General features: G+C 44.5%; 14 protein-coding genes and 2 pseudogenes. 4 read left to right on the top strand and 12 right to left on the bottom strand.

All coding sequences use genetic code 11. The annotated features are described in order from the left end of the window. Positions 1-47 precede the first annotated feature (47 nt). Positions 48-1,346, bottom strand: a complete 1,299-nt coding sequence (locus tag JCM10550_RS05175) for a PKD domain-containing protein (protein ID WP_062397478.1) — start codon at positions 1,344-1,346, stop codon at positions 48-50. A 635-nt stretch (positions 1,347-1,981) separates the two neighbouring features. Here JCM10550_RS05175 and JCM10550_RS05170 point away from each other — a divergent pair. Further along, positions 1,982-2,788: a hypothetical protein gene (locus tag JCM10550_RS05170; protein ID WP_245618763.1), complete on the top strand. Its 807-nt coding sequence runs from the start codon at positions 1,982-1,984 to the stop codon at positions 2,786-2,788. A 234-nt stretch (positions 2,789-3,022) separates the two neighbouring features. Here JCM10550_RS05170 and JCM10550_RS16900 read toward each other — a convergent pair. The 11 genes and pseudogenes from JCM10550_RS16900 to JCM10550_RS18195 all read right to left on the bottom strand — a co-directional run bounded on the left by JCM10550_RS16900 (position 3,023) and on the right by JCM10550_RS18195 (position 11,497). Further along, positions 3,023-3,923, bottom strand: a pseudogene (locus JCM10550_RS16900) (ABC transporter permease subunit). Between the two features lie 550 nt (positions 3,924-4,473). After that, positions 4,474-5,052 carry an ABC transporter permease gene (locus JCM10550_RS22050; protein ID WP_062397467.1) on the bottom strand — a complete coding sequence of 193 codons (579 nt, stop codon included), beginning with the start codon at positions 5,050-5,052 and terminating at the stop codon, positions 4,474-4,476. Between the two features lie 3 nt (positions 5,053-5,055). Further along, a pseudogene (locus JCM10550_RS05140) lies at positions 5,056-5,998 on the bottom strand (ABC transporter ATP-binding protein). A gap of 296 nt (positions 5,999-6,294) precedes the next feature. Beyond that, complete coding sequence (locus JCM10550_RS22045) at positions 6,295-6,771, bottom strand: hypothetical protein (RefSeq protein WP_062397464.1); 477 nt, start codon at positions 6,769-6,771, stop codon at positions 6,295-6,297. Continuing rightward, positions 6,768-7,172 carry a hypothetical protein gene (locus JCM10550_RS22040; RefSeq protein ID WP_245618762.1) on the bottom strand — a complete coding sequence of 135 codons (405 nt, stop codon included), beginning with the start codon at positions 7,170-7,172 and terminating at the stop codon, positions 6,768-6,770. The genes JCM10550_RS22045 and JCM10550_RS22040 overlap by 4 nt, the downstream gene beginning before the upstream one ends. A 784-nt stretch (positions 7,173-7,956) precedes the next feature. Further along, positions 7,957-8,724, bottom strand: coding sequence for a hypothetical protein (locus tag JCM10550_RS16885; RefSeq protein ID WP_245618761.1), 768 nt, complete (start codon positions 8,722-8,724; stop codon positions 7,957-7,959). 472 nt (positions 8,725-9,196) lie between these two features. Further along, positions 9,197-9,592, bottom strand: coding sequence for a hypothetical protein (locus tag JCM10550_RS05110; protein ID WP_062397454.1), 396 nt, complete (start codon positions 9,590-9,592; stop codon positions 9,197-9,199). A gap of 699 nt (positions 9,593-10,291) precedes the next feature. After that, a complete protein-coding gene (locus JCM10550_RS18200) occupies positions 10,292-10,501 on the bottom strand; it encodes a hypothetical protein (protein ID WP_157199946.1) in 210 nt (69 codons plus the stop codon). 31 nt (positions 10,502-10,532) lie between these two features. Continuing rightward, positions 10,533-10,703, bottom strand: a complete 171-nt coding sequence (locus tag JCM10550_RS05105) for a hypothetical protein (RefSeq protein ID WP_157199945.1) — start codon at positions 10,701-10,703, stop codon at positions 10,533-10,535. A gap of 40 nt (positions 10,704-10,743) precedes the next feature. Continuing rightward, positions 10,744-10,929 carry a hypothetical protein gene (locus tag JCM10550_RS05100; RefSeq protein WP_218185133.1) on the bottom strand — a complete coding sequence of 62 codons (186 nt, stop codon included), beginning with the start codon at positions 10,927-10,929 and terminating at the stop codon, positions 10,744-10,746. Positions 10,930-11,053: 124 nt separating this feature from the next. Continuing rightward, the gene (locus JCM10550_RS18195) at positions 11,054-11,497 is read right to left on the bottom strand and encodes a hypothetical protein (RefSeq protein WP_157199944.1); all 444 of its coding nucleotides are present in this window, start codon (positions 11,495-11,497) and stop codon (positions 11,054-11,056) included. A gap of 520 nt (positions 11,498-12,017) precedes the next feature. On the opposite strand from JCM10550_RS18195, the gene JCM10550_RS05090 reads away from it, so the two are divergent. From JCM10550_RS05090 to JCM10550_RS05080, 3 genes are all read left to right on the top strand, one after another. Further along, the gene (locus JCM10550_RS05090; RefSeq protein WP_245618760.1) at positions 12,018-12,407 is read left to right on the top strand and encodes a peptidase; all 390 of its coding nucleotides are present in this window, start codon (positions 12,018-12,020) and stop codon (positions 12,405-12,407) included. Between the two features lie 259 nt (positions 12,408-12,666). Further along, entirely contained in the window at positions 12,667-13,287 is a 621-nt protein-coding gene (locus JCM10550_RS05085) for a transcriptional regulator (protein ID WP_062397446.1), read from the top strand. Positions 13,288-13,416: 129 nt separating this feature from the next. Beyond that, the gene (locus tag JCM10550_RS05080) at positions 13,417-14,232 is read left to right on the top strand and encodes a hypothetical protein (protein ID WP_062397444.1); all 816 of its coding nucleotides are present in this window, start codon (positions 13,417-13,419) and stop codon (positions 14,230-14,232) included. Positions 14,233-14,330: the final 98 nt, after the last annotated feature.

Here is a 14,330-nt window from a genome sequence, read left to right as displayed (position 1 = left end):
GTATCTCTGTGCCGTCGCCGCGTACCAGCGTGACAGTTGCCCAGGGATCAAAATAGCTGCCAACGATTTCGGTTGCAACCGTCCCCGGTGTTCTCCCCCCCGGATGACGGGGGGGTGACTGAGGTGATAACCGGGGGGGATGCTGTGACGGCGATATATGCGAATTGAGTTAAGGCGGAGACTGATTCACCGTCTGATATGGATAATGTGACGTCGTATATCCCCCCCACTTCTGAATATGTATGGACGGGATTTTGCTCGTATGATACTGGTGTATTGTCACCGAAATCCCATTCCCATGATGTTATCGCACTTGAATCTGTTTGAATACCATCAATTGTAATACCTTCAATCGCACATTCAGTGGTTCCGGCATCACCGACAGAGTCTGCCTTGACCGTATTCACGGCATCTGATATAGCCATGGCATTTGCAGAACTGCTGACTGTCGGCCTAACGGATGTAATCCTGTTGATCGGCGTTACCACCTTTGATGTTCCGTCATATTCGAGCACTTCCCAGTATGATTCATCGCCGAGATAAGACTGAGGTGCATAATAGGTGCCTGCGCAAACCATATCCCCCCCTGTCCAGTCTGAACGCTGGTAGACAGTGACAGTTGCGCCGGCAGTTGTCCACGTTCCAGAACCACTGAACCAGTGGATCGTATACCGGTACGTACCCGGATAGCTCTGGCTGATCGTCATCGTTTCCGGGCCGAACGATGATGTGTCATCAACATCAAGCTGCGCATAGGGAACTTCGGTAAGGGAACCCTTGTTTCCGTAGTACACCTTGTATGTCAAACCCTCAATTTCAGGTGTCAACAGCCAGCTGTCAAGGTCATCCGGATTTTCTCCCCCCCATGTTAAAACGGCCGTAAATTCATAGTCTTCTCCTGCGGGCATAAGGACCGGATGCACATTGACGGTGCTTCCTTCTGAGCACTCAATCTCGTAGGCGAGATCAATGTATCCATCCAGGGTCACGAAGAGTTCCTGTGAACTGGCAGAAGACAGATCGTAAAAACTGACATTCAGTGGCGTATCCCCCCCACGTAACGGTGATGCACTGAATTCCACCGACAACCCTCCGACGGGGACGTCGGTGATAGCGAATTCACCGTTGATGTCGGAATTGGCACTTTTTCCTCCGACAGAAATGAACGCACCTTCCAATGCGTTTCCGGTCGTTGCATCTACGATTCTGCCTGTTATATTGAAGGTTGCCTCAGGTTCGGCCAGATCAATAATTGAAGAAATGGTCGTATTTGCATGAACCGGAAGCGTTGCATTCTCCACTGCACCAGCATCGGGGGGGACTTCCGGCTCATTCACTGGTGACATATCTGCTGTGCCATCCCCCCCGGTAATGTTGGATTCAATGAATTCTTCAGTATTACTCCCTGCATCAGGGTGAGTCTCATATCCGGCTACCGGGAGTATTAAACCCCCCCGAATATCACCGATATGAGCAATAAAACAATAATTTCCGTCTTTGACATATTAAATCCCATACCTTTCAGGATATTTTTTCCAGAATCTGTAACAATTTGAAAATACGGTGAGATATAATTTTTTATTGGAGTAGGGGGCGTTTTCCTGTCCTTTTATCCGAATTAAATCGAATCTTGTATTTATTTACTGTTACCAACTTATGTTTCAGGAAACCAATCATTTCCGTAAAGTGCCTGAAAATTGACTATGAAAAATCCTCGCGTGTGACAAATTCTGAAAGGAGTGATCCTGAAATCGCTCCATCGTGTGTACGTGACGAAACAAAGCATGAAAATCAGTACGCACATTATCAACGAACAAGCGTATGGAGAACACATTTAACAAAATACGGACAGCAGGCGTGTTTTTTCGTAGTTTCCGCAATTCTGAAGCATCGGGACATGCTGTGCAACAGGTTCGAAAAATTCCTGGTCTGAAATAAGATATGAAAATAATTATCCTCCCCTCAGGTAAGATTACTGATTATGGTGGATCTTCTGAATATAGCGGGGGGGAAAATAATCATTGCGGTATTTGTTCTGATTGTAATTGTTATCCTCTTCTTTGCAGCCATCATAGGATATATGGGTATCTCCGCTGCTGAAGACAAACAAACGGTTTATGACTACAGCCTGGCTCTTTCCACATCCGGGCCGATTGATAATGTCACTCTTCTGATTCCTGTTCCTTCGTATTACAATGCGAATACCGGACAGAATGAGACGGTCATCAATATGTCCCAGGTCAGTTTCAATAATTTTGACCGGGATGGAAACATCTCTGTGAAAACAGAGCAGGTAAACGGTGTTCCCATGCTGAATATATCGGCTGACCGAATCGAGCCCATATACAAAAATTATATTGAACCGATTGCGATTATGCCGGGCCAAAACGAGTCCGAACTACCCCACCCGACCCACGTCTATTCCAACCGGTATTCAGAAGATACGCCTGTCCTTGTGGCAATGGAACTTCATATGTATGAATCTGATGTCGGGCATGAGATAGATACCAAAGCACCCGTTGGAAAAGAGCCGCTCTTCATGCCCTACCGGATTCTGGAAAATTTTAGTAGTTCTGAGGGGGGGATAACTGATGGCTACTATCTGAGCGAAGGCGCTTCCGGTTCTTTCATTGAGGTGCCGTTCATTCTCTCATACACTGCCGGTGATGACAATGTCCTTACTATCTCCTCTGAATTTGAGGGGGTCAAACCAGTGGTGGGTACTTGGCTGGCAGTGGAATGTATACCGGGAGAGAGTGTCCCATGTATTCACCGGGGGGGAGGCTGACGGGACATACTGGGTGAAAGGTGTTTTGGTAACGGGTGAGGGTGTCTACTGATCTCCCTCTCATAAAAACGGGATTTTGCCGGGCCATTGCGTCCCTCCTCTTTTATATGCCTTGGGCAATCCGTGCATCCGGCCCGGACACCGTGATTTATTCACGGGCCGTTTATTCAAAACACTTCACTGCGCATCCGATGGTCATCGTAATCCTGACCGGGAACGCATTTCCGTATCTCTTCACCGCAAATCCATCCTCATAAACCTGACATAGGCAATGCCGAAGAAGATCACCGGGTATACTATCAGGAAAAGAATGTATCCCCCCCATAATCCGCCCAGCAGATCAAAGAGTTTCGGTTCGGGACAGTCCGGATTGTTCTGGTTACCTGACTGATCGATGAGGTGACGTTCGGGTTCGGTGAGGGCGATGCCAACTTTTCGATAATTGGTGTCCATAGAGACATAATACACCAGATGGGTAAGTTCCATCTGTTTTTGATAGTAGGCACTGGACTGCTCGTAATATTCATCGACCTCCATAGTATCAGAATTCATCGATGGTTTGGGGCCCATAACCACATCAACAGCAAAATTACCGGTTGAATAAATGACACCGGTCAGAAGCAGAAACAGCAGCAATGAATATATGAATGACATCCCGCTGGTCTTTGCAAAGGATGAAACCATAACGGACATCACAAAGATTCCTGAGAGATACAGAATAGTCACCAGCCAGAATACAAATATGAACCCCAGTTCATCCAGTCCGGGAACGATGCTGTATACCAGCATAATGCCGAGCGTGGCTACGAAAACAACGGTTACGGCAAATACAATTGCAATGATTCCCCCCCAGTGCCTTGCCATTGATGACCTCGTCCCGGTACAGCGGAACCGAGAGCAGCGCTTTGATTGAACCGGTCTCCCGCTCTTTTGTGATCAGATCAAAACCCAGTGCAATCGCAATGATTGATCCGAACACGGAACCGCCTGCAATCCCTGAGACAATACCGCCGAAGATATTCATCGCCTTTGGAATGCCGAATATTGAATATCCAAGAGGGTCGCTGTATCTTTCCAGGCCCTCAAAATAGGAGCCAATATCTTTAAAGACATATACTCCGGTGATTGTCAGCATCAGGAACAGAAGGGCTAAAAAACGCCGGTTTGTCAGATGGTCCTGAAATTCCTTATACCCAATTTGAGTGATCCGTTTCACATTCATACCGCACCCCCCAAAATCATCGTAAATCCGCCCGCATAAACTGCACATATGCAATCCCGAAAAACAGAACCGGCCACATGATGAAGACGATAATTTTTATCCATTTGTCCCCCCAGAATTTCCCATAACGACGGTTTTTCCACATTTTCTGCAATGTCCGGATTGGTGGTAAATTCTTCGAATCCAATCCGGTTTATGACATACTTGGAGGGCATCGTTATCGGGTTGGTAATTTCATTATATACCCGTTGTATTGAAACCATACTGAAAAGATCCCGTATTGCAGATTCTTTCAGATGGTATTCATACTGAAGATTCTCAAATGATTCCATCTGAGATTGCGACCCGGAACCATACTCATTCTCCGACGGTTCCGGCCCGAGCAGGACGGATGTACCGAATTCCCCCCCTCCGCCGACAGGGATGATGTAGACCAGCGTGAACAGAATAATAAGAGACAGAATCAGGCGCCGCTGCTTGTTTTTGCAAGAACAGAAGACATCAGCGCCAGAGAGAAGGCTGATATTATAAATAACAGGGTAATCAGCCAGATAACACCTATCAGGAAAAACTCATCAACGGAAGGAACGATCCCGATAATTAGGAATACAGCAACTACGGTCAGAAATCCTGTGAGAGTGATCAGGGTAAGGCTGATGATGCCGCCGATCGCCTTGCCGTTTATTACTTCATCGCGATATACTGGCTGCGAGAGTATGGTCTTTAACGAACGTCCTTCCCGTTCCCCCCCTGAAACCAGATCGAATCCGAGTGCGATTCCTATCACCGCACCCAGCCCGTAAAGGCCAATTGAGTTGGTTATCTGACTGAATGCCAAAAGGATAGAGGGGGTAAATAAATACCCCCCCTCATTTCCGTTTTTATATTTATCAAGTGCGTCATAATAGTTCGTTACACCGTTTGCGGCTGCAACCCCCCCAAGCACCAGACAGATTATGAAAAGGATCAGGAGAAATCGTCTGCTGGTGATATGATCCGAGAACTCCTTTTTAGATATTGTTATCAGGCGGTTCAGGTTCAATTTCTATTCCCTCCGGTAGACCTTCAGGAAGAGATCTTCAAGACTTGGCCGATCAAGGTACATCTCTGTGATGCCGGAGCAGTTTCCTTTGAGTTTTTCTGCAAGTTCTTCTCTGATGTCTCTTTTTACCTGAATCTCAACGCCGTTTCTGAGCCGGTTTACTTCCAGGATATCGGGGTTTGATATGGATTCAATAAAATCATACACATCCGGGTTTATCGATCGGATGACTATCTTTTGCGGGGTGTTGCTCTGCAAAATCAGTTCATCCTCTACCTCTCCGACAGATCCCCCCCGTGCAACGAGTCTCCCCCCCTGTGAAATAATTCCGAGTGTTGTGCAGACCGCCTTTACTTCTGACAGAATATGAGAACAGATGAGGACAGTTTTTTCTTCTTTTGCCAGCTGGTTTATAATTTCCCGGTACCTGAGGACACCTTCGGGATCAAGATTTGCGGTGGGTTCGTCAAGGATGATTACTTCCGGGTCGTTTAAAAGAGCGAGAGCAAGGCCGAGTCGCTGGTTCATCCCCCCCGTGAATACTCGCCGACTTTCTGGGGGGGGACATCCTGGAGCCTGACGCTTTTCAGGAGGGTTTCAATTCTTTCTTCCCTCTCGCTGCTGCTCAGGGGATAGAATTTTCCGAGGTAGTCAAGATTTTCCCACCCGGTGAGATTTTTGTAAAATCCGACATCTTCAGGCAGGTAGCAAGAATCTCCTTGCCTTTCAGAGGGTCTAATGCCACATTCACCCCCCCGTTGATGGTGCAGCTCCCCCCCGATGTTGGTTCGATCATTCCGGTGAGCATGAGAATGGTTGTACTTTTACCGGCTCCGTTTGGACCTAAAAAACCGAATACCTCCCCCCCGTCTCCCACTTCTAAATTGAGGTTGTCAACAGCATTTTTTCCGTTGTATTGTTTGGTGAGGTGGTCTGTAATTATCATGTGTCCCCCCGCGTATTGATTCTGCAAAGTTTATCTGCAAAAATCCCGTATTTTTTATTGTTCCTCCATTCATATGGGGGGGTTTATGGGACAAACACCGAACTGATTTTGATTCTGTGTCAATTGGATCAGTTCTTTTTGTGGATCATAACCGCAAAAGATCACTTCCTCAGGATGTTCAGGCTCAATGCTATTCGAATAAAATGGCAGACAGACCATCAAAAAATATGAACGTGTTTCCGTATTTCTTCAGCATCGGCACGAAAAAAGATTGGTTGGGGGGGTTACCGTTTCCCTTAGGAAATGTCGATATCCCTGTACCTAAGATTTATAATTTCCCCCCCGGTATGGGCATCAATAATCGCAGTAGTTGTTAATCGGGAATCTTTATTGCGCATCTCTTCGTCATTGAATGATATGTACCAGATGAGTCTGATCGGCTCGGGTTGCTGAGAATAAACCAATTCCACCGGATCATACCAGTTAAGATCATTTTCATGGCCGTTTAAAATACGATACTGTATCTGTAGATCTTCATCAGGGTAACTTTCGCTCAGATTTTCTTCCAGAATCTGTTTTGCTTTTCTTTTTGAAATCGTTGGTTCAGGTGAGAGGGTGGTGAGTTTTTTCATCAGTTCAGGGTCTTTTAACTCGTTCCGATATCTGACGACCCTGTCAAGTACCAAGTCATAGTGCATGTATATATAGTCGTTTAAGTACTGGACACCATTGTAGGTGTTGAACAGGGTTGTATACGCAAGGCCATTTTTCATATTTTTATCAGAGTATAAGTTATAAATATAAAAATCGCCTTTTTTTCTTCAACGAAATCATTTCCTTTTACCGTTCGTACAAATTCCAGACATTTATCTTCGCATTCTTCAAATGAAACGATTCTGGTCTCATCCTCTAGAGGCCCGGAGTGACCCCCCCTGCTACCATAGGATACGATATTTCCGGATACCGGATCAACTTTAATCATTACGTAATTATGGCGTATATTCGCTGCAATCCCTCTCGACCGTAATTTCTGTAGCTCCATATACTTTTCAGAGGTATCATCCACATTTGCAAATATGATCCGCGGGGGGGGCCCATACGCTGTTGGAACAATATTCATCCCGCGACCAGAATCATGATCCACCCAATATTCGTCAAGTGTTGCCCGGTCCACATCGGGATATATTCGTACGATTTCATCCTTTGCCTCTTCAATCAGTCTCTGTTTGGTCTGTTCATCATATGCCGGATAGATATCGGACCATGAGAACACCGGATCGGTATTCTCTGATTGGGTTGGTTGCGGTGTTGCCCCCGGAGTTTCAGCTACTACGGTTGCTGTTGGAACAGGAGCATTCCCAATATTCCCGACATTAAGCGTAGTGCAACCTGAAATCAGGATGACACATATGATACATGACAAAACAGTTCCCGTTAGAATTCTTTTTTTCCCTGACATGGTATTCCTCACCGGATAAAATTACATACATTTTCAATCGGTCACGAACAGAATTTCTTCATGTGTTCGTCACCGTTGTTTGTTCAGTCGTTTTGAAGGGGGGGTTTTATCAGGATTGGTGTATGCAGGTTGCACATGATTTGGTGTGTGTTTTCATGCAGGAATGGTGCATAAAAACCCCTTCAGCACGGAGCCTGAACAGGCGGGAAAGGAAAATACACTGAAGGTGAAAAGGGTCTTCTCCTGCAAATGAATTTTGCTTTCCGACAGTGAGGGATGCATGTTCCCCGCTGTCTCTCCGATAAAGAATTGGGAAACGTCATACTTATGTCTTCTAAGACAAATGCCGAACTGATTTAGATTTTTATTGTCAATCAGAACGGCTCACCCTGTGAGTTATAGCCCCCCCAAAAGTAATAACCTTAGGATGTTCAGGCTGATTACAATTCGAATAAAATGACATGCACGAAAAAAGATTGGTTAGGGTTACCGTTTCTCTTCAGGAAATGTCGATATCCCTGTACCTAAGATTAATAATTTCCCTGGTATGGGCATCAATAATAGCAGTTGCTCTATTTCGGGAATCTTTATTGCGCATCTCTTCGTCATTGAACGTTATGTACCAGATGAGTCTGATTGGCTCGGGTTGCTGAGAATAAACCAATTCCACTGGATCATACCAAAGAACATTGTTCTCAAAATCGTTTAATACACGATACTGTATATTTAGATCTTCATCAGGGTAGCTTTCTTTCAGTTTTGCTTCCAGAATCTGTTTCGCTTTTCTTTTTGAAATCGTTGGTTCAGGTGAGAGGGTGGTGAGTTTTTTCATCAGTTCGGGGTCTTTTAAATCATCCCGATATCTGATGACCCGGTCAAGAACCAGATCATAGTGCATGTATATTTGGTCATACATGTACTGGACACCATTATAGGTGTTGAACGGAATTATATACACAAGGCCATCTTTCATATTTTTATCAGAGTATATTTTATAAATTGAAAAATCATTTTCCTTTCCTTCAACGAAATCATTTCCTTTTACTGTTCGTACAAATTCCAGACATTTATCTTCGCATTCTTCAAATGAAACGATTCTGGTCTCATCCTCTAAAGGCCCGGAGTGACCCCCCCTGCTGCCATAACGTACAATGTTTCCTGATACCGGATCGACTTTAATCATTACGTAATTATGACGTATATTCGCTGCAATCCCTCTCGACCGTAATTTCTGTAACTCCATATACTTTTCAGAAGTATCATCCACATTTGCAAATATGATCCGCGGGGGGGGCCATACGCTACCGGATCATGATCCATCCAGTATCCGTCAAGTGTTGACCGGTCTACATCGGGATATATTCGTACGATTTCATCCTTTGCCTCTTCAATCAGTCTCTGTTTGGTCTGTTCATCATATGCCGGATAGATATCGGACCATGAGAACACAGATTGGGCATTCTCTGATTGCGTTGTTTGGGGGGGTGTTGCCCCCGGAGTTTCGGCTGCTACGGTTGGTGTTGCGACAGGAGCGTTCCCAATATTCCCGGCATTAAGTGTAGTGCAACCTGAAATCAGGATGACACATATGATACATGACAAAACAGTTCCCGTTAGAATTCTTTTTTTCCCTGACATAGTATTCCTCACATGATAGTCATTAGAAATTAATTCATTCAAAATTCATAAAAAAATGATCCTGTGAAGGGATCTGCAATCATTTCATCTCAAACCCGCGTTTACGGATACGGATAGTAAACTGCATAATAAAATTGATCGTTTGGACTGACTGAATCAAACGATGATTTCACATGGTCAATAGCCCCACTGGCATAACCGGATGCAAGTGCATACTTTAGATCTTGTGTATTTTCGCTTACCATATTCATGAAATGACCATAATTATCATACGCTACAGCAGCGAGTTGGATGTTATCTGCTGGTTGACCATCTAATGTTTTTGCATATCCAAAGAAACTGTGATCAGAATTATTTCCACCAGCGGTTAGCTTAAAGTATGTGGTATATACCGGGCTCAGTTCATCAGCCGCACTAACAGGTCCGACAAGGACAACACCTGCAACGAGCATGATGACAAGCAGAATGCCTGTTTTCTTTAAATCGAAAGTCTTCATTTTTCTTCACCTTTGTGTTCGGTTTTTTGTTTGGTTTTTTGTTTGGTTTTTGAAGAGGAGGGTAAGATCCGGATTGGTGTGTATGCGGGCTGCACAGATTCATGCAGGGATGCTAAAGAGAAACCCCCTTCAATGGGGGGGCCCGAAGGCCGGGAGAAATTCAATCCTCTACCTGTGATGAAGACAGGCGGATGTTCCCCCAGACAGTGGGTAAGAGTAACCTCTCCACTGCCCCCCAGATAAACATAAAAAAGGTTCTATTTATGCCTTCTAAGACAAACGCCGAACTGATTTCAATCCGTTCGGTCTTTGTCCCATAAACTATATCCTTCTAAAAAGGTGGACAGAACTGAGATATCCGGTTGGCAATATCAAATACCTCATTCTGTTGATATTCTTTAAAAAAAGCTGCGTATATCCATTCAAACACTGATTGAAAAATGAATGATCATTGTGTGCGCTGGTGTCGGGAAATATGTAGCAATACTTTTTCGCACTCATCCTGTGATGGACACATAAATTACGGATAAATCCGGGTATGTTGCAACAGAACAATCTGTGCCAAAACAATACGAAATCCCGGATGGTTTTCTGACTCTTTTGATTGTGAATGCCCCGGGCCCGTTGATAAAATACCATTCCGATGGTGATGGAAAAACCGGTTTGTCCGGTTATGGTTTTAGTGTGACAAGCACATAATTACCCGTTGATTTTGCGCAATTTCAGACCAAAATAAACAAATGACAGTGTCACAACCGAGGCATACACTGCTCCGATTAAAAGCCTTGGGTCAGGTTCAATCCAGATTTTAACTGAGGAAATAACCAGCCACAGGGGGGGTAAAAAAGCAATCGCTATTACCGGTATCGATACCGCTCTCAGAATTTCATCCGTTGTTTCATCCTTCATACTTAATCATTCCAAAAAATGGTAGACCGGGTTAATAACCCGCTCCGGTAACACGTAAGCTGAGATCATAGCTGTAGCCTGATCCTTTCGGCACTCTGAACTCCGCTCCTCCGATAAGACCCTGTGATCCCTGATAGTTTCCATTCCAGTGGGGGGGTTTGAAGTAACCATAGGCATTGGTATTCAATTCATCAGGTCCCACATGACCCTGCTGTAAATCAAACTGCTCAGAAACTCCCGCACTACCTCCCCCCATGACTGACTTCAAGGTTGATGGTAATGGTCACCGGTGAACTCGTCGTCGTATCCGAGAAGGGTTCCCAGTCAGTAATTCTGTCACTGTACCTTTTAAGGGTAATGCCGGGTTTTACTTCCCGAAGATAGGAGGGAATAAGACCGTCGTTATTATTCAGTCCGGTTGCTTTCATCCAGAGAATGTAATAGTCGTAATTTGGATCAGTCAGACTGACTTTATACAATTTGTATGAACCGGATGCCGATGAATATTCATCACCGGGTGTCTGAAGTGTGTCGGTTCTGATGTATTGAAGATTATAGGTCGTAGGATAGGATAATCGCAGATTCAGGGGGCTGCGCCAATATACGACTGATTTTATTCTCAATTGTTGCCGCTTCCTTTGAGTCCCAGGGTGTGGATTCATCCACCGACAGGGAAACCGACTGTTGTGTTTCGGTGATAGCCGTTTGTGCTTCTGCCGCACTAACCGGCATGGCAAGAACTGCTCCTGCCACAAGCATGAACGCAAGCAAAATGCCAATCTTTTTACCATTGATTTTTTTCATTTTTTCGTTACCTCTCCTGAGTTGTTTTGTTTTTTCAAAAGGGCGATCTGAATCCGGAGGAGTGTCTCCGGAGACAGCACGGATTCGTTCTGAAAATATTTTCATGCGGGAATGGTGCATAGAGGCCCTTTCAATATGGGGCCTAAAACAGGCCGAAAGAAAAATAACCTGCAAGCGAACTTCCCCCCCCAATGAAATGCCCCCCCCGCAAATGAATTTTTCTTTCGGACAGTGAGAAAAGGAATGCCCTCAACTGTCCCCCCCACGTATACTGCTTTAAATAAATCATATTTATGGTTTCTAAGACAAACACCGAACTGGTTCGGTGTTTGTCCCATAGACTATATGTACTTAAAAATCCCGGAATATTTTCGGCAAGAATAAATATGTAGATACAGCGTTATTTTAAAAAAACAGTCATTTCCGGTCCGGATTATTTGGGGGGGAACGTCATCATCAAAATTCATAAAAAGGGTGTGCGCTCCTGGTACACTGGCATAATTCTGATGCAATGCATCTCCTCGAAAATATTGGAGAATTCCCGAAAATAAGGTAATTCCATCAAAGATTGCGATTAATTCCGGGGGGGATCAGATAATAAGAAATTATATCTACCTTTCACAGAAATTTGAGTATTTTTCCAGACCTGATCCGGATCAGTTCGGAGTTTGTCCCATAACTGTTATACCGGATGGCTATCCAGTTTAGATTGATGACAAAATCAGGAGTAGGATTATTAACCATCACTGCGATTTTGCTGATCGCAGTTATCTTCGTTCCAACCGTTTCAGCAAAAGAGAATGTCGCATACAAAGAGGATGCCGCTTATTCCATCAGCCCATCCATCTACAAAGAGCCGAACATCGCAACAAAACTGATGGACACCATCAGTCAGGGTGAAACAAACCGGCATTCAGTATATGTTGGAAGTGGCATCGAAACACTTGAAGTTTATCTTAACTGGGATTCAGCATCGGATTCATTGTCACTAACCATATATACTCCTTCAGGGACGAATATCGGAACTCTCTACGACAACAGTGATGGACAGACCGATGGCAAGATTCATATCGATATCACCCCCCCCGGTGGAGGTATGTAGAATCCGGCGCATGGTCTTTTGATGTTTACGGAGAGCAGGTTGCCTCATCCAGGTCATACCAATTTACTGTTGAAAAATATTAGAGGGATCTGATCTTGAAACTGCCGGTAATTATCATTATTTTTTTGCTTTTTTTTGTCGCAATAGCGGATGCGACTGAATATACCATAACACCATCAAAAATCTGAACAAACCTCCCGGTACAGCAATTGATGGTAAAATCGGCCATGAAGCACAACCGATTCCGATATGGTTTGCAATGCTTCTGACAATATTTCCGCAGATGGCGGTTTTAAATCTTGAATCAATTATCATATTTAAATCATCAGTATACATTGGGTATGTAAAAATAAAACAATCAAGATCCCGTAACAATGCAAAAAAAGAGGCAATATACCATCTGATTGAAACAAATCCCGGGATGTATTTCAGGGAAATTCAGAGGAAATCGGGTTTGTTAAAGGGGGGGACATTTGAATATCACATGAAAAATCTGGAGCAGGAAGGGCGGGTGAATTCAATAAAGAATAAAGGCAAGGTCCATTATTTCGCAAACAATTCCACATATTCCTCGGAAGAAATAACAATTCATTCTGTCATGGATAATGAATCCCTGAAACATATTCTTTTTGAAACCTGCACAAAGTCCATTGTCACCAATAAAGAAATTGCTGATCGTTTAGACTTATCAAAGTCATCCGTCAGTGAAAAACTGAATTATTTAAAAGGCATCGGGATTCTGAATGCGAAAAAAGATGGTTGGTACACATTTTATGAAATATCAAAGGAATACGTTGATGCAATTCAGTATTATTTCAGCAAAGATATTTCTCAGGAGCAAAACAGAGAAATAGAGAATGAAAAAATTGCCTCATTCTAACGGGTATTGACCGGATCAGATTTTTAATGAGAATCTGTCGGAGCATACGGTGCAGCTGCTCCGAAGATCCCTGCAATAAAAATACCAGATCCAAATGAATATCACAGCACTCTGCCAAGGAAACAAATTATGAGAATACTTCCGGATGATGCGGGAAAAATAAATCTTGCACTCGTTGTTCTGATTATCGTGCTGGTCATGTTCTCTGCAATCATCATCGGATTTTTTCGTTTCACCGCATCGGAAAGTGCACAATCGATGTATATCTATAGCCTGAGTCTTTCCACATCAGAATCGATTGAGAACGTAACCCTCCTGATTCCCGTTCCTTCGTATTATGATCCCGATTCCAAACAAAACAAGACCGTGATCGATATGTCCCGTGTCAGTTTCAAAAACGCTGACCAGGCCCGGAATCTCTCTGCGAAAATAGAGCAGGTAAACGGCATCCCCCCCATGCTGAATATATCGGCCGACCGGATCACTCCCCGATACAAGAACCGTATTGAACCGATTGCGATTATGCCGGGGGGGCAAAACGAGTCCGAACTTCCCCCCCGGCCAACCCGCATCTATTCCGACAGCTATTCCGAAGAGACGCCTGTGCTGATTGCAATGGGGGGGATGCATATGCAGGAAAATGATGTCGGGCATGAGATTAACACCCGGATGCCGTTCGGAAAGGAACCGCTCTTCATGCCCTACCGGATTCGGGAAAATTTCAGCCGTTCAGACGGGGGGATGACTGATGGCTACTATCTGAGCGAAGGCGCTTTCGGATCTTTCATTGAGGTGCCGTTCATTCTCTCATACACTGCCGATGATGACAACGTCCTTGCCATCTCTTCAGAATTTGAGGGAATAAACCAGTGGTGGATAGGGGGGGCTGGCAGTCAAATGCATACCGGGAAAGAGTGTCCCATGCATTCACGGGGGGGAGGCTGAAGGAACATACTGGGTGAAAGGTGTTCTGACAACCGGTGACGGTGTCTACTGATCCCCCCCGGAGCCGTTCTGTTTTTCCGCGTACAGATCCCTCCTCA

Source organism: Methanogenium cariaci JCM 10550, from assembly GCF_001315945.1.
GTDB lineage: Archaea > Halobacteriota > Methanomicrobia > Methanomicrobiales > Methanomicrobiaceae > Methanogenium > Methanogenium cariaci.
Note: the sequence above shows the minus strand (reverse complement) of the source record. Positions and strands in the feature narration are given on the sequence as shown.

What these genes read in the sequence shown, in the direction of transcription:
- JCM10550_RS05175 (WP_062397478.1), bottom strand. Translation starts at nt 1,346, where the DNA reads ATGTCACCAGTGAATGAGCCGGAAGTCCCCCCCGATGCTGGTGCAGTG.
- JCM10550_RS05170 (WP_245618763.1), top strand. Translation starts at nt 1,982, where the DNA reads ATGGTGGATCTTCTGAATATAGCGGGGGGGAAAATAATCATTGCGGTA.
- JCM10550_RS22045 (WP_062397464.1), bottom strand. Translation starts at nt 6,771, where the DNA reads ATGAAAAATGGCCTTGCGTATACAACCCTGTTCAACACCTACAATGGT.
- JCM10550_RS05110 (WP_062397454.1), bottom strand. Translation starts at nt 9,592, where the DNA reads ATGAAGACTTTCGATTTAAAGAAAACAGGCATTCTGCTTGTCATCATG.
- JCM10550_RS18200 (WP_157199946.1), bottom strand. Translation starts at nt 10,501, where the DNA reads ATGAAGGATGAAACAACGGATGAAATTCTGAGAGCGGTATCGATACCG.
- JCM10550_RS05100 (WP_218185133.1), bottom strand. Translation starts at nt 10,929, where the DNA reads ATGAAAGCAACCGGACTGAATAATAACGACGGTCTTATTCCCTCCTAT.
- JCM10550_RS05090 (WP_245618760.1), top strand. Translation starts at nt 12,018, where the DNA reads ATGACAAAATCAGGAGTAGGATTATTAACCATCACTGCGATTTTGCTG.
- JCM10550_RS05085 (WP_062397446.1), top strand. Translation starts at nt 12,667, where the DNA reads ATGCTTCTGACAATATTTCCGCAGATGGCGGTTTTAAATCTTGAATCA.
- JCM10550_RS05080 (WP_062397444.1), top strand. Translation starts at nt 13,417, where the DNA reads ATGAGAATACTTCCGGATGATGCGGGAAAAATAAATCTTGCACTCGTT.